The sequence below is a fragment of the Janthinobacterium sp. Mn2066 genome, assembly GCF_049319705.1.
In the GTDB taxonomy this organism is placed as follows: domain Bacteria; phylum Pseudomonadota; class Gammaproteobacteria; order Burkholderiales; family Burkholderiaceae_D; genus Janthinobacterium.
The window spans coordinates 111,437-136,303 of the sequence record NZ_JBMOUF010000015.1 but is presented as its reverse complement, the minus strand read 5'-3'; the positions used below and the strand labels follow the sequence as shown (position 1 = coordinate 136,303).

The window sequence follows — 24,867 nt, the reverse complement described above, 5'->3', positions numbered from 1 at the left end:
CGTGGTGCTGCCGCTGTGGCTGCCGAGCACATAGTTGCCCGCATCGGCGCCCGTCACGCCGACGCCATTCACGCTGATGGTTTTGCCCGTGCCAGCATTCTTGTCGGCAAAGCTGGCACTGCCAGCCACCGTCAGGGCGTCCCCCGCGATGCGGTCATCGCCGATGATCACGCCAGCCGAGGTAGTGCCGTCATAAGTCTTGTTGATACCCGTAAAGTTCAGGTTCAGGGTACGGGCGACGATATCGGCCGTGCCGTCGAACGTGGTGGCAGCCAGGCTGTAGTTGCCCAGCGCATTGTCTTCCAGGCTGAGGCCGCTGACATGCACGGCCTTGCCCGTGCCCGCATTCTTGTCGAGGAATACGGCGCTGCCGCTGACGCCGATGTTGTCGCCCACCACCACATTACCAAGGGTAAAATTGGCTTGATCAAAACCCAGCAGGCCATCGTAGACCTTGCTGCCGCCCACGCTCACCGTCAATACACGCGGCGTGATGGTCAGCGAGGTGGTGCCAGCCACGGTGATGTCGTACTTGGTCGACCACAGGCCCGTCAAGCCATAGCTGCCCACATTGCGCGCCGACTGGTAAGCCAGCGCACCATTGGCCGCCGTGTCGCCATCGAGCAAGCCCAGGTAAGCGAGCGCGCCATCGAAGCTGGCCAGCTGGCCATCGTAGACCTTGCTGGTAGTATTGCCTGATACGGTGACTGTCAACGGTTTCAGGAAAGCCTTCAGCATCGGCGTCGTATAGCCGTCATAGATGCGCCAGACACTGCTGAAATCGAAATCGTTGAAACTGCCGCCCTGCATCATCTGCGCCGTGCTGCGGCCGGTCGAACCGCCCGCATCGGTTTGCACGCCGGACGTTTCGTAATTGAAAAAGCTGTAGCCGAAGGGCGAACCATTGGCAACCCTGCCCGCCACGGCGCCCACGTTGGCATAGCCAGCGCCATTGACCTGGCCGCTGCTGAACACGTGGCTGACCCGGCCCGTGCTTTCGCCGATGAGGCCACCGATATTTTCCTTTGCCAGGCCGGGGTCGGCATTGGCTGCCCCGCCGACGGCGCCCGTGGCGTAAGAATCGTCGATGCCGCCACCGTTCGATCCCACCAGGCCACCGATGTTGCGTCCTCCGCTGACGTTGCCGGTGGCATAGGATTGCGCCAGCACGCCCAGGTTATTGCCGATCAGACCGCCGACCATTTCGCGCGCGCCCGTCACCGTGCCGGTGGCATAGGACGTGCTGATGCGTCCTTCCGAAGTATTCTGGCCCACCAGGCCGCCAATCGCACCGGCGCCACTGACATTGACGCCCGTGACGCTGCCGCTGCTGCCGGAACGGGTGATCGTGCCCGCATTCGTGCCAGCCAGGCCGCCAACATTGCTCTGGCCGCTGACAGCGGCGCTGCTGCTCACATTATCGATCGTGCTGCCGCCCATGACATTGCCCACCAGCGCGCCCACATTGGCGGCGCCGGCTACACTGCCGCCGTTCAGGGCCAGGTTGCGCAGGGTGCCGCCATGCAAGGTGCCAAACAGGCCTGTCGGCCAGGTCGCCCCGGCGCCGCCATCGATCTTCAGATTACTGATGGCAAAGCCGCCGCCATCGAAAATGCCGCTGTAGCGGCCACTGCCGCCCGCAATCGGCACAAAGCCGCTGGTGCCATTCCAGTTGGCCGTGCCGCTGGCGTCGATATTGTTCACCAGGCGGTAGCTATTGCCCAGGTCCAGGCTGGCGATACCTTGCAATCCGTAAATATCGCTGATCAGGTAGGGATTCCCGCTACTGCCGGTACCGCCCGTCGTGCGCAAAAAGCTGGTGCCCGTGCCAGTGCCGATGACAAAATTACTGGCGGAAAAGGCTGGCAAGCTGGCGGCGTTCTGCGACCAGTTTCCTTTGACCAGGTTGAAGGTGCCACCCACCGTGACGGCGCCCGCCGCACTGACGGCCCCGCTCGTATTCACGCTCAAGTTGCCGGCAACGCTCAGCGCATTGGCAATCGCCACGCCGCCCGCCGTCTGCAACACCAGCGTACCCGGTCCCGTGGCGCCGCTGGCCACCGTCACCGCCTGGTCGACGCCTATCGCCCCCGTCATGCTGGCATTGCCGATGGTCAAGGTTCCTGCAGACACCGCATTGAGGTCGGCGCCGGACAGGCTGAGCTTTCCTGCCGTCTTGCTGCCGAGGCTGATCTGGCGCCCCGCCGATTCCGCAGACAGGCTCACCGCGCCGCCGCCCGCCGCACCGCCCAGCGCCACGCCGCCCTGCAAGTTCATATTGTCGGCCTGCAGCGAGACGGTTTGCCCCGCCGCACCCGTGCCGGTGATTTGCCCGCCGCTACCGTTGAGATTAATCTTCCCATCAAATTTATTTGCGTGCAAGGTCGCATTGCCGGCGCCGAGATTCACGCTGCCAGCCGCGCCAAAGATAATGTCGGCGCCCGTCAGCGACACATTGCCGCCCTGGCTGGCGACGGCCGCATTGAGATTCAGCACGGCCGAGCTGCCCTGCGCCGTCGAACCGCCGTTGTCGTTGGCCGACAAGACCAGTGCGCCGCCATTGGTACTGATCGCATTGTTGACGTTGATGCTATTGCCCGCCTGCGCCTTGAAGCCCACGTTCGCCTGCGTGATGGCGATGGCGGCATTGATATTGATATCGTTCTGCGCCTGCAGCACGACATTGCTGCTCGCGTTGGAAATCTGGTCGGCGCCGATGGTGGTGGCGCCCGTCACCGGCAGGTCGCCAAATTCGTCGACGCTGCCCAGCGAGCCGCCATTGCCGGCCACCACGTTGATGTCATACGGGTCGAGCAGCCAGTCGCCCGTCTTGCCCTGCGCCGAGCGGGCGCGCGTATCGACCGTGGCGCCATCGACAGCCAGGTAATGCCCAGAGGTTTCCACGAAGCCGCCATTGCCGCCGGCTGCCCCGCCGCGCGCGGAAATGCTGCCGTGCATGCGGGTCGATTCATCGCCCCACACGATCACCTTGCCGCCATTGCCCTGCCCGATGGCGTCGGCAGCGATGCTGGCATCCTTGCCCACCACCACTTGCCGTGCATTTTGCACGGCGCTGTTCTTGCCCTGGTAATCGCCGCCCAGCAAGACCGTACCGCCGCCCTGCTGGCCGCTGGCGTCCACCCTGGCGTCGCCGAACAGGCCCACCTGGTCGCCCAGCACCTGTATCTCGCCGCCCTTGCCCGCGCCCGTGGCGGTCGTCACGCTGCCAGCCGACAACACGCTCTGGCCGCTGGCCTTCAAGACGATCTTGCCATTTTCGCCGACCACCGCGCTATCGGCATTGAGCACGCCGCGCTGGCTGACCAGCGCGCCCGCCATGCCGATGCTGCCGCCGCGGGCGATGATGCTGCCCAGGTTCAGGGCCTGGTCGGCAGGCGCCGAGACCAGCACGCGCAAGTCCGGATTACCGGCATCGGCCAGTTGCACGCTGCGTCCGGCCGCCAGGATCACATCGCCGTTCGGCGCCGTGATGATGCCGGTGTTTTCCACATTGGGCGCAATCAGCAGCACTTGCCCGCCCTTGGCTGCCTGGATGGCGCCCGCATTGCTGACAGCGCCGGCTACCGTGCCGGCCGTAAACTGGCGCTTGCCGGCCAGGAAATCCTCATTCGACATCCCCAGGCTAGACGCAACCAGGCCTTGCACATCGACCCTGGCGCCCTGGCCGAACACGATGCCGTTCGGATTGATCAGGAACACCTTGCCGTTCGATTCCAGCGTGCCCAGTATCTTGCTGGGGTCCTGGCCCGTGATGCGGTTCAGCACGGCGCTATTGCTGTTTTCCTGGATGAAACGCGTGATCTCACCGGCGTGGATGGAAAAACTCTGCCAGTTGATGATGGTATTGGGCGTGTTCGTAATCGAAAACACATTGCCTTGCTGGTTAAAAGTGGCCTGGCCATTGACCACTTGCGGCAAGGCCGGATTGGCGTGGGCCGTGCCAAAACAGGTGGCGATCAGCAGGGCCAGCGCCGTGCGGCGCAATGGCGGAGCATAGGCAGGGGACGCGCTGGCGTGGAAAGGGGGGAGTTGCTTGTTCATAATGTCCATCCAGGATCTAATAGGCCAGGGAAAGGCGGAAATGCAGGCGGTTGGCGCCGCGCCTTGCCGTGTCGCCGGCGTCGATGACATGGGCATAATCGACTTGCACATTCGCATAACTGCTCAGCAGCAAACGCATGCCCAGGCCTGCGCTGCTGAGTCCCTGGGAAATACTTTCGCCGGGCAAGCCGTGGTTGCGGCGCACCCAGGCCGTGTCATAAAAGGCCAGTCCCCGGCATTGGTAGCCGATGGCATGTCCGCACCAGCTGGGCGTGTACAGTTCCAGGTTGAGGCTGGCGCCACCATCGTTGGCTACCTCGCGCTCTTCGAAGCCCCGCACCGACGAGGCGCCGCCCACGCCGAACTGCTCGCCCGGCACCAGCGCATCGGAGGTCAGCTGGGCATTGAGCAGCCCGCGCCATTGCCAGTCGCTCAGCGTCACGCGGGCCATGCTGGCGCTCAGGCGCAAGGTGGTGTAGGCGGCCTTGGCGCCGGCCCGCACGCGGTTGAAATCGGTTTGCGTGCCGTGTTTCCCCCCCGGCAGATTGTGTGCCAGGGTCAGCGCCAGATTGCTTTCGCCATTTGGCACGGTCCAATTGCCGATGTAACTGACGCTGAGCGGATGCACGCTCACGTCGTCGCCCAGTTCCATGCCGAACAATTGCACGCTGTTGCGGTAAGCCTTGTAGTCGATGCCATACACGAGCTTGGGTTCGAAATCGGCGCTGCGGGCAAAGTTCTGGTTATAACGGATGCCTGCCATGGCGCCCTGGCCGCTGACGGCCAGGTCAAAGATGCCGGCCGAAATGCTGCCCGAATTGACGTTCGAATAGCTGGCAAAGAAATCGAGAGAGTCGCCCAGCGCATACAGGGGCAAGTGATAGCCGGCACCATACACGCCCACCTTGTCCGGTTTTTCCAGGCTGGTCGTGTATTGCAGGCTCGCCACATGGTCGCGGCCCCATAAATTTGCATTCTGCAACAACACGCCCGCATGGGTCTTGCCGATCTGCTGCGCGCCCGTATTATCGAGGTTGAGCATGGCTTTCCAGGGCCGCTCATCGGCCACCGTCACCAGCGCATCGATGGTGTCATCGGCCTCGCCGGCCTGCAGCTTGACCTCGAGCTTGCGGGCCGGATTTTCATTGGCCAGCTTCAGGCCTTGCGACAGGGCCGGCAGATTCGGCGTCTGGCCCTCCTGCAAGGCCGGCAGGGCGCGCCGCACATTGGCCTCATCCACATGGTGATTGCCGCTGATCAAGACCTGGGCCAGCGGCGTTTGCAGCACCCGCAGGCGCACCACGCCGCGTTCGAGTTCCTGTTCCGGCAATTGCACTTGCACCGCACCATAGCCACGCGCACGATAGGCATTTTCCAGTGTCTCGACGGCGCGCGCGATGGCGCCGAAATCACGCCCGGGCCCCGTGAACGGCGCCAGCAAGGCCTGGATTTGCGCGGGAGAAAGCAAGGTGTTGCCCTGCACGTCAAACTGGAGGATGTCGAAATGCGGCACGCCTTGTTCGGCGGCCAGCTCTACCGCTTGATCCTGGGGTGCCGCAGCGCCAGCGGCGCCGACGGCGAGCAGCAGCGCGGAACCCGCAAGCAGGTGCACCATACGATAATTCATGTGAAGGATTTCTTGTGTAACAGGACAGGACGGCGGCCGCGCACGCGGGCAGCGGCGACACTGTCTGTCCTGCAATTGATTGAAGACAAATTTTAGACGGCTTTCAGTTTCCAGTCAGAAATTTCTAAGGTTTTAACAAAATTTTCACGCCACGCCGGTTCATTTGCTGTTCAATACCGTCACGCCATCCCAGCCGGCAGCTGGCGGGTTGTCCCGGTAATGCGTCAGGCGCGCCGCATAGACGCGATACAGGCCGTCTTGCGGCGCCTCCGCCTGCAATTGCGCCAGCAAGTCCGACGCGCCCGCCCAGTCGCGCGCGCGCAACAAGGCCAGCGCCGCATGCCAGCGCGCCAGCTGCGCCAGCTCGGTCGGGCTGGCCTCGGCCAGCAAGCCGCGCGGCTCAAACACGGCCACCGCATCCTGCTTGCCCTGCACCCGCACCAGGTCCAGCTCGCGGTACAGGAATTGCGGCGCGGCCGCGCGCGTGGCGGCGCCCACCACGATACCCACGCCATACACCTTGCTGCTGCCTTCCAGGCGCGCCGCCAGGTTCACGCTGTCGCCCATCACGGTGTAGGCGCGGCGGATGCGCGAGCCCATGTCGCCCACATGCATCAGCCCTGTATTGATGCCGATGCCGATCTGCAGCGCGGGCAAGCCGCGCGCGATGAACTCGCGGTTCAAACGGGCCGCACTGTGCTGCATCAGCAAGGCGCTGGCGACGGCCCGGCTGGCGTGGTCGGCAAAGGCCAGCGGCGCCCCCCAGAACGCCATCACGGCGTCGCCGATGTATTTGTCCAGGGTGCCGCCATGGCTGTCGCGGATATCTTCCGACATGGCCGTCAGGTAGAGATTGATGTATTCGCGCAAGGCTGCCGGCGCCATGTTTTCCGAGATCGCCGTAAAACCGCGCACGTCGGCAAACAGCACCGTCAGTTCGCGGCTCTCGCCTTCCATGGTGTAGCGCTGCGGGTTATCGGCCATTTCGGCCACCAGTTCGGGCGCCACATATTCGCCGAAACGGGCCACCAGCGCACGGCCCTTGCGCACTTCGAAAAAGTAGCCCCAGGCGACGTTCAAAATGAACAGCGCGACGATCAGCAACAGCACCAGCGCGCTATCGACCAGCATATCCTGCACCCGGTACAGATACAGATTGAAGCCCAGGGCGGCGCCCAGCGCGCCCAGCGCCAGCAGCATGGACCAGGCGGGCGACAGCACCGCCAGCGCGCCGGCCAGCACCAGGCCTGCCAGCAGCACCTGTCCCAGTTCGATCGCCAGCGCATAATCGGGACGCGACTTGAAGCGGCCATCGAGGATGGACTTGATCAGGTTGGCGTGCACTTCCACCCCCGGATATTCGGCATTGACGGGCGTGGCGCGCACATCGTTCAAGCCCGGCGCGCTGGTGCCGACCAGGGCGATCACTCCTTGCAGCAGGGCTGGCGCGACCTTGCCCTGCAACACATCGGCTGCCGAGACATAGGTGAATGCGCCGCCCGACGGCCCGCCGCTGCCCCGGTATTGCACGGTGGTGGTCAGCGCCTCGCCCACCGGGATGGCGCGCGGGCCCTGCGGCGTGAACATCAGTAATTGATCGAGGCCGCCATTGGCCAGTTCGGCGGCCGACATGCTGTCGGCATTTTGCATGAAATGCGGCGCGATCGCACGCGCCTGCAGGTACACGGCGGCCGTGGCCAGCGACAGCGAAGGATAATAAGCGTCGCCTATGCGCTGCAGCAAGGTCGACGAGCGCACCACGCCATCGGTATCGGTCAGCGCCGTAAAGATGCCGGCGCCGCTGGCAGCATTCTGCAACTGCGCAATATTGGCTTCGTAACCGCGCGCCGAAAACGCCGTGACAGCACGGCCGTTCAGGCTTGCCACGGTGAACGCAGGCGCCGGCAGCACGCCCTTCTTTTGCTGGTCCGATACATTAAAACCCAGCACCACCGGCTGGCCGCGCATCGCTTGCGCCAGCAAGCCATCGTAATCCATCCCGGGCTTGAGTTTTGCCAGCTGGGCCTCAAAACCGGGCACGCCGGCCAGTTCATGCTGCGCCAGCTTTTCCAGCACGGCATAACCGGAACTGGTGTCGGCTTCCGGGAACGAGATATCGTAACCGAGCGCCGCCACGCCATAGTGGCGCGTCAGCTGCGTCACCAGCTGCGCCTGGATATCGCGGCTCCAGGGGAAGCGGCCGATGCGGGTCAGGCTGTTTTCATCGATGTCGACGATCACGATGCGCCGGTCCAGCACGGCCGGTTCGGCACGCATGCGCAAGTCGCTCAGCATCGCATCGAGCCGGGTAATCGTTGCGCTATCGGCCAGGCCGATACTGAGACTGGCCGCCAGCATGGTCAACACCAGGCCGGCCAGCCAGCGTGCAGCGTATTTTTTCAGTTGGCCGGCCAGGGCCGCCCTCACGGCGTATATCCGGGAATCGCCGCCTCGTCGACGACATCGATCTGGCTGGGATGCATATGTTTTTCAGCAAAGGCCAGGTACACCTTGCTGCGGATAAACACATCGAACAGGTCGGGGTCGATATGGCCATTCAGACTGAAATTGCCGAGGATGCGCAGCGATTCGGACAGCGACTTGCCTTTTTTATAGGGCCGGTCGCGCGCCGTCAGCGCCTCAAAAATATCGGCAATCGCCATCAGCCGCGCCGGCACCGACATCTGTTCCTTCGTCAGGCCGCGCGGATAGCCCTTGCCATCCATGCGCTCATGGTGGCCGCCCGCGTATTCGGGCACCTTCTGCAAGTGTTTCGGCCAGGGCAGCGCTTCGAGCATGCGGATCGAGACGCTGATATGGTTGTTGACGATGGCCCGCTCGGCCGCCGTCAAGGTGCCGAAACGGATGGTCAGGTTTTCCGTCTCGTCAGCGTCGAGAAAGTCGTGCAACTCGCCATCGGCTGCACGCCAGCGGCGCCGCGCGATCTGCCGCACGCGCTGCTGGTCTGCCTCGGCCATCCCCTCGCTGCCGATATTGACGCGGCGGATAAAATCGCGCTCTTCACGCAAGGCCACCTGCTCGCCGGCCAGCGCCGCAGCAATCGCGTCGGCCTGGTCGGGATGCGTGATTTGGCGCTGCAGCGCCGCGATCTCGGCGTCGCGCAGCAGCACTTCATACCGCGTGTCGATCAGGGCAATGCGGTCAAAGATGGTTTCCAGCTTGGTGGCCTTGTCGACCACGTGCACGGGCGTGGTGATCTTGCCGCAATCGTGCAGCATGCCGGCCAGCCATAGTTGCTTGCGCTCATTGTCGCTCAGGCGAAACCCGGCCAACGGCCCGCTTGTGGTGGCGTGCGCCGCATCGGCCAGCAGCATCGTCAGTTCCGGCACGAACTGGCAATGGCGGCCCGTGTAAGGCGACTTTTCATCGATGCCGATATTGATCAGCTTGACCAAGGATTCCAGCAGTTCTTCCAGCTGCAGGATCAGTTGCTGGTTGGTCAGCGCCACGCCCGCCTGCGCCGCCAGCGCTTCGATGAAACGCTGGTCGGTGGCGGAAAACGCCCGCACCTGGCCGGTGGCTTCATCCTTGGCATTGACCAGTTGCAGCACGCCGATCAAGTCCCCTTCATGGTCGCCCATGGGCACCGTCAATATCGATTGCGTATGGTAGCCATGGTGGCGGTCGAAAGCCTGCATGCCGGAAAAATTGAAGGCGTCGTCACGATACACGTCGGCAATATTCACGCAGCGGCGCATATGGGCCGCATAGGCCGCCACCGAGGCCAGGTTAGGCTGGCCCTGCACATCGAACAGGGGCACGCCAGGCACGCCGATGTCGCTATCGAGACCGATCCCCAGGCTATCGTTGACGCTGATATGAAAATCGAGCTGGCGCCCGTTCACGGCGGGCCGGTACAGGGTCGCGCCATCGGCGCCGCTCATGCTCTTTGCCAGCAGCACGATGCGCTGCAGCAAGGGAGCGATATCATGCCCCTGGCCGCCCAGGCCATGGCCGAGAGCGACGCTCAGTTCGGTCAACTGCTCCAGTCTGTGGGCGATTTTCTCAGGATGCAACTGCGGCATGGTGGGCGCTAGGAAGATAAGGAACAGGCGCCAGTGTAACTGCTGGTTTGCCGCACTGTACATTGATTAACCGCAACAAATTGAAATAACTTACTGTGTTGCGGCATCAATAAATGTTGGCACTGAACATATTGATTAGAATAGAATCAACAGTCATTACACAGTAACAAGGTATTGCATGAAATTTACGTTCAGGGGCGTCCGCGGCTCTATCCCCTCCCCTGGCCCCCGCACGGCACGTTATGGCGGCAATACCACCTGCATCGAGGTGCGCAGCAATGACGATGAGCTGATCATCCTCGATGCGGGCAGCGGTATCTTTTCATTGGCGCAACACTTGCCGCCAGGCCAGCGCGTCGATGCGCACATCTTCATCACGCACAGCCACTGGGACCATATCCACGGCCTGCCCATGTTTACACCACTGTTCGTGGCCGGCAACCGGGTCCGCCTGCATGGCGCGCTCGACAGCGTGAGCGGACGCGGCATCGAACACGTGATGGCGGTGCAGCTGCAAAGCAGTTATTTTCCCGTCAGCGAAGCGGCCATGGCGGCCAGCATCGAATACTGTACCGTGGCCGAAGACGACACCGTCATGGTCGGCCAGGCGCGCGTGCGCGGCGTGCAGATGAACCACCCGGTGGTCAACCTCGGCTACCGCATCGACTGCGCGGGCAGTTCGCTGTTCTTCAGCGGCGACCACGAACCGTTCTACAACCCCTACCCGTCCGGCCACCCCGAACATGCTCCTTGCGCCGAACACAACGCCCGCCGCCAGGCCTGCATCGACACCATGCTGGCCGGCGTCGACGCGCTGATCATGGATTGCTCGTACACGCGCGAGGAATACCCGGACAAGCAAGGCTGGGGCCACGGCACATTCGACGCCGCTTTTGAGCTGGCCCTGCGCTGCGGCGCCCGCCGCCTGTACTGCACCCACCACGAACCGACCCGCAGCGATGAACAGCTCGAAGCCGTGTTCGCTGACGTGCAGGCCCGCTATCAGGACAGGCTGGACGGCTTGCAAGTGTTTTTGGCGTATGAGGGCTTGACGGTGGCGCTGGCTTAAGCGGCACTGTGTTGCACAACGAACGGTAGACTGGAACACGACACGGCATGATGAAACCTCATCATTAAAGGAGAGCGCCATGAGCAAGACCAACGATACTCCACGCGCACAGCAGCAGCAGGAACACCTGCAAGCCGAGCAGGAAGCCAACAAGATCCGCCAGCAAGCCGAACAGGATAAAGGCGCGATCCGCCAGAACGATGGCCTGAAGAAACACCAAGGCGGCGACAAGGGACCGCGGGGCCAGTAAGCGGAAAAAAAAAGGAACCTTGCGGTTCCTTTTTTAATACTATTTGGCAGAGGCGCCTTACATGATATGGTGGCCTATCCACCACGCGATGGCGGCAACAAACGCGGACGCAGGAATCGTGAAGATCCAGGCCCAGACGATGTTGCCTGCCACGCCCCAGCGTACGGCCGACATTTTTTGCGAGGAGCCGACGCCGACGATGGCGCCCGTGATGGTGTGCGTCGTCGAGACGGGGATACCCAGCGCGGTCGACAGGAACAGCGTAATGGCGCCGCCCGTTTCGGCGCAGAAGCCGCCGACCGGTTTCAGCTTGGTGATCTTCTGACCCATGGTCTTGACGATGCGCCAGCCGCCGAACAGGGTACCGAAGCTGATGGCCGTGTAGCACGAGATGATCACCCACAGCGGCGGCATCGAGTCCGCTGCGCTGGAGTAGCCGGCGGCGATCAGCAGCATCCAGATGATGCCGATGGTTTTTTGTGCATCGTTACCGCCGTGGCCCAGGCTGTAGGCTGCGGCCGAAAACAATTGCAGGCGGCGGAACCATTTATCGACCTTGCGCGGCGTCGAGCGCACGAACACCCATGACACGATCAGCATCATGATGGAGCCGAAGATAAAGCCCAGCAAAGGCGAGATGACGATGAAGGCCACGGTTTTCCACAGGCCGGCCGAGACCAGCGCGCCCGTGCCCGACTTGGCGACAGCGGCGCCCACCAGGCCGCCGATCAGCGCGTGCGAGGACGACGAGGGAATCCCGTAGTACCAGGTAAACAGGTTCCAGAAGATGGCGCCCATCAGCGCGCCGAAAATCACGTACTGGTCGACCACGGTCGGGTCGATCGTGCCCTTGCCCACCGTGGCGGCCACGGTCAGCTGGTGGAAGATGAAAATGGCGACAAAGTTGAAGGTCGCGGCCATGGCAACGGCCGTCTGCGGTTTCAATACGCCCGTCGAGACCACCGTCGCAATCGCGTTGGCGGCATCGTGGAAACCGTTCATGAAGTCAAACAGCAGCGCCAGGGCGATCAACAGGCCGAGCACGTAGATGCTGATTTGTATGGTCATTGTTTATATTCTTTTCTGATTCTGGTTCAGGACATGCCCAACGCTTACGCGTTTTCGACGATGATGCCTTCGATGATATTGGACACATCTTCGCAACGGTCGGTCACGGTTTCCAGAATTTCGTAGATCGCTTTCAGCTTGATCAGGTTGCGCACGTCCGGTTCGTCGCGGAACAGCTTGGACATGGCGGCGCGCATCACATGGTCGGCATCCGATTCCAGGCGGTCGATCTCTTCGCAGATGGCAACGATCTTGCGCGAGTTATCCATATTGTGCAGCAGGGCAACAGCGTCGCGTACTTTCTCGGTACAGGCCAGCACCAGTTCGGCCAGGCGCTTGGCTTCTGGCGTGACGGCTTTCAAGTCATACAGGGAAACGGTCTGGGCCGCATCTTCCAGCAAGTCCAGGATGTCATCCTGGCGCGTGATCAGCTGGTGGATGTCGTCACGGTCGATCGGCGTGATGAAGGTCTTGTGCAGCATTTCCACGGTGGCGTAGGTGACTTTGTCCGCCTGTTTCTCAATGCTTTCGATCGCATGCACGCGGTTTTCCAGGTCATCGAAATTGGTCATCAGGCCAAGCATCTCTTTTGCGCCTTTAACGCACAGTTCTGCGTGCTGGTTAAACAATTCAAAAAACTTGCCCTCAGTGGGCATCAAGCGTCCAAACATGTCATTCTCCGTTAAGCATTGAGTCGTGTTATTTACTACAGAAAGCCGCCCCCGTTTTGCGGGGGCGGCCAATGGAATTAGCAGTGCTGCTCTGTGCTAGTCGCCTTGCTTAGTCACCTTGATAAAGCGCCAGGCCACCACTGTAATTGCCAAATTTGGTGTACTGCCCCATGAAGGTGAGGCGGATGCTGCCGATCGGGCCGTTACGCTGTTTGCCGATAATGATTTCGGCAGTGCCCTTGTCGGGCGAGTCGGGGTTGTAGACTTCGTCGCGGTAAATGAACAGGATCACGTCGGCATCCTGCTCGATAGCGCCCGATTCGCGCAAGTCCGACATCACGGGACGCTTGTTCGGGCGTTGCTCCAGCGAGCGGTTCAGCTGGGACAGCGCGATCACGGGGCAACCGAGTTCTTTCGCCAGGCCTTTCAAGCCCCGCGAAATCTCGGAAATCTCGGTGGCGCGGTTGTCGCCGGGGGTGTTGGCCGACATCAGCTGCAAGTAGTCGACGATGATCAGGCCCAGCTTGCCGCATTGGCGCGACAGGCGGCGTGAGCGGGCGCGCAGCTCGATCGAGTTCAGCGCCGGCGTTTCATCGATGTACAGCTGCGCGTCATTCATCTTCTGGATCGCGTTGGTCAGGCGCGGCCAGTCTTCGTCGTTCAGGCGGCCAGTCCGCAGACGGTGCTGGTCGAGCTGGCCGACCGAGCCCAGCATACGCATGGCCAGCTGGGCGCCGCCCATCTCCATCGAGAACACGGCGACCGGCAAGCCGCTGTCGATCGCCACGTTTTCGCCGATATTGACGGAAAACGCCGTTTTACCCATCGATGGACGGCCGGCCACGATCACCAGGTCGCCCGGTTGCAAACCGGACGTCATGCGGTCGAGGTCGATGAAACCGGTGGGCACGCCCGTGATTTCGCTCTGGTTGTCGCGGCTGTACAGTTCGTCGATGCGCTCGACCACCTGCGTCAGCAGCGGCTGGATCGCGGTCCAGCCCTGGGCGCCGCGGGCGCCCTCTTCGGCAATCGCGAAAATCTTCGATTCGGCCTCGTCGAGCATCTGCTTGACTTCCTTGCCTTGCGGGCTGAAGGCCGTGCCCGAGATATCGTCGGCCACCGTGATGAGCTTGCGCAGCACGCCACGGTCGCGCACGATCTCGGCATAGCGCCGGATATTCGCGGCCGATGGCGTGTTTTGCGCCATGGCGTTCAGGTAAGCGAGTCCGCCCACGTCATCGGCCTTGCCGAGCTGGGTCAGGGTTTCAAAGACAGTAATGACATCGGCTGGCTTGGAAGCGTTCACCATCTTGACGATTTGCTCGAAGATGATGCGATGGTCATAGCGATAGAAATCCTCCGCATGCATGAAGTCGGCAATGCGGTCATACGCAGCATTGTCGCGCAGCAGGCCGCCGATGACGGATTGTTCTGCTTCGATCGAATGCGGCGGAATACGGAGGGAATCCAGTTGTGGATCTGAGGGGGCGTTCATGGCGCGAATTATACCTGCTTCGGCGTCAAGGCAAAAAAAAAGGGCTGAAAATCAGCGAAAAAGTCACGACAAATATACAAAAAACAGACGACAAAAAAGCCGGGCAAGCCCGGCTTTTCATCATGCGGCAACGCTTGCGGGACGAGCCCGCAGACGATTACGCGTTCGCGTCAGCGACGACAGCGATAACAACTTCTACAACAACGTCGGTGTGCAGAGCAACCGAAACGTTGTGCTCGCCAACAACTTTCAGCGGGCCGGTAGGCATACGGATTTGTGCTTTTTCAACAGCAAAACCTTGCTTGCTCAGCGCTTCAGCGATGTCGAAGTTGGTGACGGAACCGAACAGACGGCCATCCACACCCGCTTTTTGAGCAACTTGAACGGTCAGGCCGTTCAGTTTTTCGCCTTGAGCTTGCGATGCAGCCAGTTTAGCAGCAGCAGCTTTTTCCAGTTCAGCGCGCTTGACTTCGAATTCAGCCACAGCGGTAGCCGTAGCACGACGTGCCAGGCGTTGTGGGATCAGGAAGTTACGTGCGTAACCGTCTTTAACTTTGACGACTTCGCCGAGGTTACCGACGTTAACAACTTTTTCTAACAGAATGATTTGCATAGTTCTTCTCCAGGGATATCTGACCGATTAAGCGTGGTGCAGATCGGTGTATGGCAGCAGCGCGAGGAAGCGTGCGCGCTTGATTGCGGTGTCAACTTGGCGCTGGTAGTGCGCTTTGGTACCGGTCAGGCGTGCTGGCATGATCTTGCCATTTTCCTGGACGAAATCTTTCAGCGTATCGACGTCTTTGTAGTCGACTTGTTCAACGTGTGCTGCGGTGAAGCGGCAGAACTTCTTACGTTTGAACAATGGGTTTTGCTGTTTGCGTTTTTCTTTAAGCTTGAGCTTATTTTTGTCGAACTTTTTACCGAATGCCATGTCAGGCTCCTGTATCTAAAAATGCGCTAGTCACTGTGACTGCACTAAAATCAATGATGTGAAACACCAAACTCTTGCTGTTGCGGCTTTTTCTGGCCAGAAAACCTGTGAACTGATACACACCGCCCAAGCTTGCCTGACTGAAGCGGCCTGAAATTTCGCCAGCGGCAAGCGCGGCAAGTTCAAACTCGGTCAAACGGGCAATACCGGCCTCCATTTGCTGCGAACTGTGTTGCAATACTGCATTCACAATCGGCACGCCTGCCGGGGTGTAGCGCAATGTTTCGCGCTCGGCAATGATGGCGGTAACTTGTAGCTGGTTCAGCGCAGGTCCTGTCAAGAATTAAGCGGCGACGGCTGGAGCAGCTGCTGGTGCTTCGGTGCGGTGGCTTTTGGCCGCGTCTTCACGTTGTACCGATTTCATCATCGGCGAAGGAGCTGTTTCAGCTTTCTTCATTTTAACGGTCAGGTGACGCAACACGGCATCATTGAATTTGAATGCTGTTTCCAACTCGACCAGGGTCTCGTTGTCGCATTCGATGTTCAGGCAGATGTAGTGTGCTTTAGGCAGTTTCTGGATCGAGTAAGCCATTTGACGGCGGCCCCAATCTTCCACGCGGTGTACCGAACCGCCGCGGGTGGTTACGCTGGCTTTGTAGCGTTCGATCATCGCGGGCACTTGCTCGCTTTGGTCCGGATGGACGATAAAGACTATTTCATAATGACGCATGCAAACTCCTTCAGGTCGGATTGATAATCGCCCACCTCGGCGTCAAGACGAGTGTGGGAAGGTCAGCCGAAGATTATAACCGCTCTTGGCAAACTATTCAACCATTCCCTGTTTCGCGCCCGCCAACACTGCCGCGCCGACAGTTTTCCTGGAAAATCCGTCAAAAAGCCTGAAATAGACTTGCATAGTCGGCGATACTGTACAAAAATACAGACTGTTCATATAGACAGCATTTCACGATGCCCCCAACCCCATGATCAAGCTGACAGCACGACAAGAACAAATCCTGAACCTGATCAAGGACGCGATTGAAAACACGGGCTTCCCACCGACCCGCGCCGAGATCGCCACCGAATTGGGTTTCAAATCGGCCAATGCGGCCGAAGAGCATTTACAGGCGCTGGCACGCAAGGGCGCCATCGAAATTTCGCCCGGCACGTCGCGCGGCATCCGCCTGATCGGCGCCGCCGCAGCCGAACCGCTGCCGGCCAAGGTACCGGCCGCGCTGCTGATGTCCCTGCCGCTGATCGGCCGGGTGGCGGCCGGCTCGCCCATCCTGGCAGAAGAAAACCTGGAAGCGAGCTACAACGTCGACCCGGCCCTGTTCTCGGCCAAACCCGACTTCCTGCTGAAAGTGCGCGGCTGGTCCATGCGCGACGCCGGCATCATGGATGGCGACTTGCTGGCCGTCAAAAAGATCGACAGTGCCAAGAATGGCCAGATCGTGGTGGCCCGCATCGGCGACGAAGTCACCGTCAAGCGCTACAAGAAGACTGGCGCCATGATCGAACTGTTCCCGGAAAACCCGGACTTCAAGGTGATTACCGTCTCGCCGGAAGATGAGTTTGCCCTGGAAGGTCTCGCAGTCGGACTGATGCGCAGCTGGCACTGATTGGGCACACCTTCATAAACCCACTGCGCAGCCCACTCTCGGGCATCCGTTGCTCGCCATACCGAATGTATGGCTGCGCTACTCAACCCGATATCGGGCTTGCTCGCTACGGTTTCTGAAGGCGCGGCAACGTTGCCATATCGCGAGCAAAAAAGGGCCGCAACATGGCTGTTGCGGCCCTTTTTTATTGCCCGGACGTTTTATACGTCCAGCGCCTGACGGAAGTCTTCCAGCAAGTCCGCCTCGTCTTCAATACCAACTGAAACACGGATCAACGATTCGGCGATGCCCATGCTGGCGCGGCGCTCGGCGCCCATTTCATAAAAAATCGTGTGGGCGACGGGGATCACCAGGGTGCGCGTGTCGCCCAGGTTGCTGGCGGGAATCGCCAGATTCAAACGATTGAGGAAATCGAAGCAATCGATGCCGTCTTTCAGTTCAAAACTGAACAGCGAACCATAGCTGCGGAACAGCTCGCTGGCGATGCCATGCTGTGGATGGCCCGCCAGGCCAGGGTAATGCACGGCCGCCACGCGCGGATCGGCCGCCAGCATGGTCGCCAAGGCCAGCGCGTTGGAGCAGGTGCGGTCCATGCGCAAGGCCATGGTTTCTGCGCCCACGGAGATGTGGTGCGCCGCTTCCGGTCCCAGCGAAGCGCCGAAGTCGCGCAGGGCCTTGGCGCGGATTTGCGCGATGCCCCACTGGGCTGGCGCCGCTTTTTTGTAATTCTCGAAAATATTCGGGTACTGGGTCCAGTCGAACACGCCGGTATCGGTCAGGCTGCCGCCCAATGCGTTGCCGTGGCCGCCGATCGACTTGGTCAGTGCATTGACCACCAGCCCCGCACCGACTGCTTTCGGGCGGAACAGGTAGGGCGTGGTCATGGTGTTATCGACCACGTACAAAATACCCTTTTCACGGCACAGGTCGCCAATTTTTTTCAGGTCGGCGATCTGCGTGCGCGGATTGGCGATGGTTTCCACAAACACGATGCGCGTGGCGGGCGTGATCGCCGCCGCCACGTTGGCCACATCGGTAGCATCGACAAAGGCGACGTCTATGCCCTGCCCCGTGACGGTTTGCCACAGGCTGTTGGTATTCCCAAACAAAAAGGCCGACGACACCACCTGGTCACCCGCGCGCAGCAACGATTGCACGATGGCGCCGATGGCGCCCATGCCGGTGGCGAAACACAGGGTCGCCAGGCCATCTTCCATGTTGTTGACCTTGTCTTCCAGCGCAGAGACGGTGGGATTGCCCTGGCGGCCATAACGGAAGCCTGGCTCCTTGCCCTGGAACACGGACGCCAGCTGGCGCGCATCGCTGTAACCGAAGGCAACCGAGGTATGCACGGGCTTGTGCAGGGAACCATGTTCGATGCCCTTGCGGCGGTCGTTATGCAAGATGGTGGTGGTGAAGCCGTATGTTTTTTTTGTTGTCATGATGAAAGTTCCAGATACGCTTGCTACTTAACCCTAAAGCAAATGCTGGGGTCAGACCCGGCGGGTCTGACCCCGAAAAAAAGCCCGGCGCGCAGGCCGGGCAGAATATTACGCTTCCGTCGTCGCCAGGTTCAGGTTCAGCTGGGAACGCGGGGTGTCTTCGGGCGCGGCCGCCTTCGGATGGTGGCGCGCGTATTCCAGGCGGTCCAGGTATTCCTGCGACACGTCGCCCGTCACGTAGACGCCATCGAAGCACGACGCTTCAAAGTTGGTCAGGGCCGGATTCACGTCGGCAATCGCTTGCTTCAATGCATCGATATCCTGGTAGACCAGGTAGTCGGCCGTGATTTCGCGGCAGACTTCTTCCGTCGTGCGGCCATAGGCGATCAGCTCGTCGCGGGTCGGCATGTCGATGCCGTACACGTTCGGGAAGATCACCGGGGGCGCGGCCGAGGCAAAGATGACCTTTTTGGCGCCCGCCTCACGCGCCATCTGCACGATTTCACGGCTGGTGGTGCCGCGCACGATGGAATCATCGACCAGCAGCACGACCTTATCCTTGAATTCGGACGGAATCGCGTTGAGCTTCTGGCGCACGGATTTCTTGCGCGCTGCCTGGCCCGGCATGATGAAGGTACGGCCAATGTAGCGGTTCTTGATGAAGCCTTCGCGGTATTCGATGTTCAGCGCCAGGGCCAACTGGATGGCGGCCGGACGCGACGAGTCGGGAATCGGCATGACCACGTCGATGCCGCCCTCCGGCAATTCGCGGCGGATCTTTTCAGCCAGGTATTCGCCCATTTTCAGGCGCGTGGCGTACACGGAAGCGCCGTCGATCACGGAATCGGGACGGGCCAGGTAGACGAATTCGAACACGCAAGGGTTCAGGCTGGCATTGTCGGCGCACTGGGCGCTATGCAATTGCTTGTCTGCATCGATAAACACGGCTTCGCCCGGGGCGATATCGCGCACGAAGCGGAAGCCCATGCCTTCCAGCGCCACGGATTCGGAGGCGATCAGGTATTCGATGCCCTGCTCCGTTTCATTGATGCCCAGGCACAAGGGACGGATGCCATGCGGATCGCGGAAGGCCAGCAAGCCCACGCCGGCGATTTGCGCCACGGCAGCGTAGCCGCCCTTGACGCGGCGGTTCAACACGGTCACCGCCTTGAAGATGGCTTCCGGGTCCAGCATCAGGCCGGTGGTGGCCTTCTGGATTTCATGCGCCAGCACGTTCAGCAGCACTTCCGAATCGGAATCGGTATTGATGTGGCGGCGGTCGTTCTTGAACATCTCCTGTTTCAACTGTTCCCAGTTGGTCAGGTTGCCATTGTGCGCCAGGGTGATGCCGAACGGCGCATTCACGTAAAACGGCTGTGCTTCCTCTTCGCTCGACGAACCGGCCGTCGGGTAACGACAGTGGCCGATGCCGGAATTGCCTTGCAGCGAACGCATGTTGCGCGTGCGGAAGACATCACGCACGAGGCCATTGGCTTTGTGCATGGAAAACATACTGCTGTGATTGGTCGCAATCCCTGCCGCGTCCTGGCCGCGATGTTGCAGAAGCAACAATGCGTCATAGAGCAATTGATTGACAGGTTGATGGGAAACGACGCCGACGATGCCACACATGGTGTGCTCCTAAACTGTGCTACTGATTTTAAAAAAATTTCAAAATTTCACATGCTGCGCATACGCGACAGGCAGATAAGGCTTGACGGAGCGCGCGCCCTGTTCGGCGAGCGGGCTGAGCAGCGCGTTTTTCCAGAACGGCTGCTGGGGAATGGAGGTCATGCCGCACAAGATGACGACGGTCAGCACAATCACAAGGCCGCGCGCCACGCCGAACAGGCTGCCCAGGGTGCGGTCGGCCAGGCTCAGGCCCGTCACCTTGACCAGCGCGTCGACCGTCATGCCCAGCAATCCCATCAGGATGCGCACGCCGATAAACAGCACCACGAAGGCCAGCAGCAAGCGGATGGCTTCGCCTGGCACGGCTTCCGGCAGGAATTTCGCCAGGGTCGCGCCATAGGCGTTGGCAATCACGAATGCCACCACCCAGCTGACCAGCGACAGCATTTCCTTGACCAGGCCGCGCATGGTGCTGATCAGCACCGAGGTCACCAGCACGAACAGCACCAGGTAATCGAAGATCGTCACGCGCGCTCAACCTTGTTGTAATGTCACGCAGGCCACAGGGATCACTGCGCTACCACGCTGCCGCCCAGGCCCAGCTTTTGCAGCCTGGCCAGTGTCTTTTCCGCGTCTTCGCGGCTGCCCGATGGCCCTACGCGCACGCGGATGCGCTCGCCGGACGCGCTGGACACTTTTTGCGTATAGGAACTGATGCCCGCGTCGCGCAATTTATCCTGCAATTCGTTGACCTTGTCTTGCGTGGCCAGCGCGGCAACCTGCACCACGAACTTGCCGCCAGCAGCGTCGTGCGGCTTGTCCTGCGGCTTGGCGGCCTGGCTGACCGGCTTGCCTTCCAGGATCGCCAGCGCGCGCGCCGCATCGTCGCTGGACTGGGCCGGCTTGGCTGGTTTTTCCACTTTCGGCTCGGGCTTCGGCTCGGGCCTCGATTCCGGCTTGGGTTCGGGTTTTTCGTGCTTGGGCTCTGGCTTCGGTTCCGGCTTCGGCTCAAGCTTGACAGGCTTGGGCTCCGGCTTCGGTTCCGGCTTGGCCTCTATCCTCGGCTCCAGATACTCCGGCTTGGCTGGTGCGGCAGCAGCCAGCACGGGTGCCGGTGCCGGCGCCGGGACCGGCGCAGCAGGCTTGGCCCTGGCCGGCGCTGGCGTATCGACGATTTCTTCGGACTGGTCCAGGCCCTGGTCGTTAGCGGCCGCCTGGGCTGGCTGCGCTGGCAAGGGTGCAGGCGCTGCCGCCGGTTTATCTTTCGACGGAATCTCGATGGCGATATCGTTGACGGGCGCCTTCGACTCCGAGTCGAGCAGCATCGGCAGGCCGATGGCCACCCCCAAGGCCAGGGCGACGGCGCCGATCAGGCGGCGGCGCGCGCGTTTTTTCTCTGGCAAGGCCGGGTCCGGCGCTTCCTTGCCGCCACGGCGCGAACCGCCGCCACCCGAAGTGTTGGCGGCGCGCTTGCGGTTAGTCGCCTGGGCTTCGCCAGGGACATAAAAGCCGCTGTCTTCGCCAGAGGATTCTTGCTTGTTTTTAAATAGTTTCGAGAACAAGCCCATGCGTGATTTTCAGTCGAGTGTGTGTCAGTGTAGTGAGGATTTCCGGGCCTTCATCACACCGGCAACGGTGAGGAAAGATCCAAAGACCACAATTCTATCATTCTCACCGGCCCGACTCATTGCATTTGCAAAAGCTTGTGCAGGTTCATCAAAAATAGACACGGTATGCTCGCTGCTATCAGGTTTATCTTCCAGCAAGATCTGCACCTTGGCTGCCAGTTCCGAAGCCGTGGCTGCGCGCGGCGAAGGCAGGCCCGTCAGGCACCAGTGATCGACATGTTCCGACATGGCAGCCAGTACGCCATCGATATCCTTGTCATGCATGGAACCGAAAACCGCATAGGTGTACGGGTGGAAACCCATATTGCCCAGGTTCTGGTTCAGTGCGGAAGCGGCGTGCGGGTTGTGCGCCACGTCGAGGATCACGCTGGGGCGGCCCGGCAAGACCTGGAAGCGGCCTGGCAGTTCCACCGTCACCAGGCCCGTGCGCACTTCCTGCGCGCCGACCGGTAATTGCAATTTCAACACTTCCAGCGCGGCCAGCACGGCACAGGCATTGAGGATCTGGTTGGCGCCGCGCAAGCTTGGGTAAGCCAGCGAATTGCGGCGCTGTTCGCGGCCGCCATAATTCCACTGCTGCTTGTCGCCCGCATAGTTGAAGTCGCGGCCCATCAGCCACAGGTCGGCGCCGATCGCCTCGGCATGGTCGATCAGCGACTGCGGCGGCACGGGGTCGCTGCAGATGGCAGCCTTGCCCGGACGGAAAATACCGGCCTTTTCAAAGCCGATCGCTTCGCGCGTGTCGCCCAGGAATTCCGTGTGGTCGATATCGACGCTGGTCACGATGGACACGTCGGCATCGACGATGTTGACCGCATCCAGGCGGCCGCCCAGGCCCACTTCCAGGATCACCACGTCTTGCCCGGCGCCCGCCAGCAGATGCATGATGGCCAGGGTGGTGAATTCAAAATACGTCAGCGGAATATCGCCGCGCACCGCTTCGACGGCATTGAAGCTGGCGATCAATTGTTCATCGCTGGCCATTTCGCCACCGATGCGGGCCCGCTCGTTGAAATCGAGAAAGTGCGGCTTGATGTACAGGCCGACCTTGTAGCCGGCGCGCAGCAAGACCGATTCGAGCATGGCGCAGGTGGAACCCTTGCCATTGGTGCCGGCCACCATGATGACGGGGCAGGAAAACGCCAGCGCCAGGCGCTGCTTGATTTCCAGCACGCGTTCCAGGCCCATGTTGATCACGGTTTCGGAATGACGGGTTTCCAGCATGGTCAACCATGCCGGCAAGGTCGTAGGGAGGTTTTGCATAGGAGATAAGGGACGGTGAAATGGCGCGCGGCGCGCAAACAGATAGTGTATCCGCTAGCGCGCCGCGACGTGGCGATCAACAAATTAAGAGTTGCTTAAAGGAATGAAACCGCTTTAAGCCAGAACCTCGGCAGCCTGGTTTTGCAACAGGGCCAGCAGACGGGCGATTTCTTCGCGCATCTTGCGGCGGTCGACGATCATGTCCACCGCCCCCTTGGTGACGAGGAACTCGGAACGCTGGAAGCCTTCCGGCAATTTTTCACGCACGGTGTTTTCAATCACGCGCGGGCCGGCAAAGCCGATCAGCGCTTTCGGTTCAGCGATCACCACGTCGCCCATGAAGGCGAACGAGGCGGACACGCCGCCCATGGTCGGGTCGGTCAGCACGCTGATGAATGGCAATTTCTTTTCCGACAACTTGGTCAGCATGGCCGTAGTCTTGGCCATCTGCATCAGCGACAGCAAGCCTTCCTGCATGCGCGCGCCACCGGTGGCGGTGATGCAAATGAATGGCACTTTCTGTTCCAGCGCGATCTGCGCGCCGCGCACGAAGCGCTCGCCGACCACGGAGCCCATGGAGCCGCCCATGAATTCGAATTCGAAGCACGCCACCACCACTGGCAAGCTCATGATGGCGCCGCCCATGACGACCATCGCATCCGTTTCACCGGTGGCTTCCATGGCCGATTTCAGGCGATCCGGGTATTTCTTGCTGTCTTTGAACTTCAAGGTATCGACTGGCAGGATTTCCTGGCCAATTTCATAACGGCCGCCCGCGTCGAGCAGGCTGTCCAGGCGTTCACGCGCGCGGATACGCATGTGGTGGTCGCATTTTGGACAGACGTGCAGGTTCGATTCCAGATCGGTGCGGTACAGCACGGCTTCGCACGATGGGCACTTGACCCACAAGCCTTCCGGCATGGTTTTGCGCGCGGCAGCGTCAGAGCGCTGTATGCGCGGTGGCAGCAGTTTTTCCAACCAACTCATATTTTCTCCTTGGGCCATAAGCGGGACATCGGTCAATGTCCCCGGCAGACGGTAAAAGGGCGGCAAACACAGAGGGCGCCGCCCCGAATTTTATCTATTGCTTACAAATCAGTGGCCGAAGTGTAGCCGTTTATCGCCGGGCTGTCGAACTTTGCCGCCGCACAGGAGTGCCTAAAATACAAGATTGCTCAGGCGTCCAGCGCTGCGCGTATGCCTGCCGTAAAGCTGCGCACGGCGTCCGCCGCGCCGCCCGCCGGGGCATTTTCGATTTCCTGGATGATGCGGCTGCCGATCACGACCGCATCGGCCACCTTGGCAACGGCCTGGGCGGTTGCCGCATCGCGGATGCCGAAACCCACGCCAATAGGTAATTTTACATGCTGGCGGATGGCTGCGAGACGTTCGGCTACCTGTTCCGTATCAATGTTACCTGCACCCGTGACGCCTTTCAGCGATACGTAATAGCTGAAGCCGCCGCCAACCTTGGCCACTTGCTGTATCCGTTCCTCGGTCGAGGTCGGCGCCAGCAGGAAGATCAGGTCCAGGCCCGCTGCCCGCATGGCGCTAGCGAATTCCTCGCATTCTTCGGGGGGATAATCGACCACGATGGCGCCATCGGCGCCTGCTGCTTGTGCGGCGGCAATAAAAGCGGCGCTGCCGATGCGTTCGATCGGATTGGCATAACCCATCAGCACCACCGGCGTGGTCTGGTTGGTCAGACGGAACTGGCGCACGTAGTCAAATACATCGTGGATGCCGATATTGAATTTCAGGGCGCGCTCGCAGGCGCGCTGGATCACGGGGCCTTCGGCCATCGGATCGGAAAACGGCACGCCCAGCTCCAGCACGTCGGCGCCGCCTTCGACCAGCGCATGCATCAGCGGCACGGTAGCGTCAGGGCCGGGATCGCCGGCGGTAATAAACGTGACCAGGGCGGTCTTGTTACGGGATTTTAAATTGGCAAAGGTGGTGGGGATACGGGACATGGTGCAACTCTCTTCTGAAGGAATTTGAAGGCTGGGGTCAGATGGGGACGCCGAGTCCCGCCGGGTCTGACCCCGGCAGTTATCAAAG

21 protein-coding genes are annotated in these 24,867 nt (G+C 61.0%); 3 read left to right on the top strand and 18 right to left on the bottom strand.

Features of this window, described 5'->3' with window-relative positions; genetic code table 11:
* The 4 genes from ACL9RI_RS24980 to ACL9RI_RS24965 form a co-directional block, all read right to left on the bottom strand.
* On the bottom strand, positions 1 to 4,062 hold a 4,062-nt coding region (locus ACL9RI_RS24980), incomplete at its 3' end, for a beta strand repeat-containing protein (protein ID WP_422729166.1).
* A gap of 16 nt (positions 4,063 to 4,078) precedes the next feature.
* Positions 4,079 to 5,689, bottom strand: coding sequence for a ShlB/FhaC/HecB family hemolysin secretion/activation protein (locus ACL9RI_RS24975; protein WP_422729165.1), 1,611 nt, complete (start codon positions 5,687 to 5,689; stop codon positions 4,079 to 4,081).
* A gap of 159 nt (positions 5,690 to 5,848) precedes the next feature.
* Entirely contained in the window at positions 5,849 to 8,047 is a 2,199-nt protein-coding gene (locus tag ACL9RI_RS24970) for a CHASE2 domain-containing protein (RefSeq protein ID WP_422729170.1), read from the bottom strand.
* A gap of 65 nt (positions 8,048 to 8,112) precedes the next feature.
* Positions 8,113 to 9,735 carry an HD domain-containing phosphohydrolase gene (locus tag ACL9RI_RS24965; RefSeq protein WP_422729164.1) on the bottom strand — a complete coding sequence of 541 codons (1,623 nt, stop codon included), beginning with the start codon at positions 9,733 to 9,735 and terminating at the stop codon, positions 8,113 to 8,115.
* A 178-nt stretch (positions 9,736 to 9,913) separates the two neighbouring features.
* Here ACL9RI_RS24965 and ACL9RI_RS24960 point away from each other — a divergent pair, with 178 nt between their 5' ends.
* Both ACL9RI_RS24960 and ACL9RI_RS24955 read left to right on the top strand, forming a co-directional pair.
* On the top strand, positions 9,914 to 10,804 hold the full coding sequence (locus ACL9RI_RS24960; protein WP_422729163.1) for an MBL fold metallo-hydrolase: 891 nt from the start codon (positions 9,914 to 9,916) through the stop codon (positions 10,802 to 10,804).
* A gap of 79 nt (positions 10,805 to 10,883) precedes the next feature.
* A complete protein-coding gene (locus ACL9RI_RS24955) occupies positions 10,884 to 11,054 on the top strand; it encodes a hypothetical protein (RefSeq protein WP_422729162.1) in 171 nt (56 codons plus the stop codon).
* Between the two features lie 57 nt (positions 11,055 to 11,111).
* Here ACL9RI_RS24955 and ACL9RI_RS24950 read toward each other — a convergent pair whose 3' ends face one another.
* The 7 genes from ACL9RI_RS24950 to rpsF all read right to left on the bottom strand — a co-directional run bounded on the left by ACL9RI_RS24950 (position 11,112) and on the right by rpsF (position 15,949).
* Entirely contained in the window at positions 11,112 to 12,122 is a 1,011-nt protein-coding gene (locus ACL9RI_RS24950; protein ID WP_183675875.1) for an inorganic phosphate transporter, read from the bottom strand.
* A 44-nt stretch (positions 12,123 to 12,166) separates the two neighbouring features.
* Positions 12,167 to 12,793, bottom strand: a complete 627-nt coding sequence (locus ACL9RI_RS24945) for a DUF47 domain-containing protein (RefSeq protein ID WP_183675874.1) — start codon at positions 12,791 to 12,793, stop codon at positions 12,167 to 12,169.
* A 109-nt stretch (positions 12,794 to 12,902) separates the two neighbouring features.
* Positions 12,903 to 14,288 (bottom strand): replicative DNA helicase, encoded by a 1,386-nt coding sequence (locus ACL9RI_RS24940; protein WP_034750488.1) that lies wholly within the window; start codon positions 14,286 to 14,288, stop codon positions 12,903 to 12,905.
* A gap of 157 nt (positions 14,289 to 14,445) precedes the next feature.
* Positions 14,446 to 14,901, bottom strand: a complete 456-nt coding sequence (gene rplI / locus ACL9RI_RS24935; protein ID WP_422729161.1) for a 50S ribosomal protein L9 — start codon at positions 14,899 to 14,901, stop codon at positions 14,446 to 14,448.
* A gap of 27 nt (positions 14,902 to 14,928) precedes the next feature.
* Positions 14,929 to 15,219, bottom strand: a complete 291-nt coding sequence (gene rpsR, locus ACL9RI_RS24930; RefSeq protein ID WP_010400024.1) for a 30S ribosomal protein S18 — start codon at positions 15,217 to 15,219, stop codon at positions 14,929 to 14,931.
* A 1-nt stretch (position 15,220) separates the two neighbouring features.
* Positions 15,221 to 15,544 (bottom strand): primosomal replication protein N, encoded by a 324-nt coding sequence (gene priB / locus ACL9RI_RS24925; protein WP_422729169.1) that lies wholly within the window; start codon positions 15,542 to 15,544, stop codon positions 15,221 to 15,223.
* An 18-nt stretch (positions 15,545 to 15,562) separates the two neighbouring features.
* Positions 15,563 to 15,949: a 30S ribosomal protein S6 gene (gene rpsF / locus ACL9RI_RS24920; protein WP_183675872.1), complete on the bottom strand. Its 387-nt coding sequence runs from the start codon at positions 15,947 to 15,949 to the stop codon at positions 15,563 to 15,565.
* A gap of 253 nt (positions 15,950 to 16,202) precedes the next feature.
* On the opposite strand from rpsF, the gene lexA reads away from it, so the two are divergent.
* On the top strand, positions 16,203 to 16,841 hold the full coding sequence (gene lexA, locus ACL9RI_RS24915; protein ID WP_422729160.1) for a transcriptional repressor LexA: 639 nt from the start codon (positions 16,203 to 16,205) through the stop codon (positions 16,839 to 16,841).
* A gap of 200 nt (positions 16,842 to 17,041) precedes the next feature.
* On the opposite strand, the gene ACL9RI_RS24910 is transcribed toward lexA, so the two are convergent.
* The 7 genes from ACL9RI_RS24910 to trpA form a co-directional block, all read right to left on the bottom strand.
* On the bottom strand, positions 17,042 to 18,283 hold the full coding sequence (locus ACL9RI_RS24910) for a cystathionine gamma-synthase family protein (RefSeq protein ID WP_422729159.1): 1,242 nt from the start codon (positions 18,281 to 18,283) through the stop codon (positions 17,042 to 17,044).
* A 108-nt stretch (positions 18,284 to 18,391) separates the two neighbouring features.
* A complete protein-coding gene (gene purF, locus ACL9RI_RS24905; RefSeq protein ID WP_183675869.1) occupies positions 18,392 to 19,915 on the bottom strand; it encodes an amidophosphoribosyltransferase in 1,524 nt (507 codons plus the stop codon).
* A 39-nt stretch (positions 19,916 to 19,954) separates the two neighbouring features.
* On the bottom strand, positions 19,955 to 20,443 hold the full coding sequence (locus tag ACL9RI_RS24900) for a CvpA family protein (RefSeq protein ID WP_183675868.1): 489 nt from the start codon (positions 20,441 to 20,443) through the stop codon (positions 19,955 to 19,957).
* A gap of 41 nt (positions 20,444 to 20,484) precedes the next feature.
* Positions 20,485 to 21,483 (bottom strand): SPOR domain-containing protein, encoded by a 999-nt coding sequence (locus tag ACL9RI_RS24895; RefSeq protein ID WP_422729158.1) that lies wholly within the window; start codon positions 21,481 to 21,483, stop codon positions 20,485 to 20,487.
* A 24-nt stretch (positions 21,484 to 21,507) separates the two neighbouring features.
* Positions 21,508 to 22,806, bottom strand: a complete 1,299-nt coding sequence (gene folC, locus ACL9RI_RS24890) for a bifunctional tetrahydrofolate synthase/dihydrofolate synthase (RefSeq protein WP_422729157.1) — start codon at positions 22,804 to 22,806, stop codon at positions 21,508 to 21,510.
* 114 nt (positions 22,807 to 22,920) lie between these two features.
* Positions 22,921 to 23,793: an acetyl-CoA carboxylase, carboxyltransferase subunit beta gene (gene accD, locus ACL9RI_RS24885; protein ID WP_183675865.1), complete on the bottom strand. Its 873-nt coding sequence runs from the start codon at positions 23,791 to 23,793 to the stop codon at positions 22,921 to 22,923.
* A gap of 188 nt (positions 23,794 to 23,981) precedes the next feature.
* On the bottom strand, positions 23,982 to 24,779 hold the full coding sequence (gene trpA, locus ACL9RI_RS24880; RefSeq protein ID WP_422729156.1) for a tryptophan synthase subunit alpha: 798 nt from the start codon (positions 24,777 to 24,779) through the stop codon (positions 23,982 to 23,984).
* Positions 24,780 to 24,867: the final 88 nt, after the last annotated feature.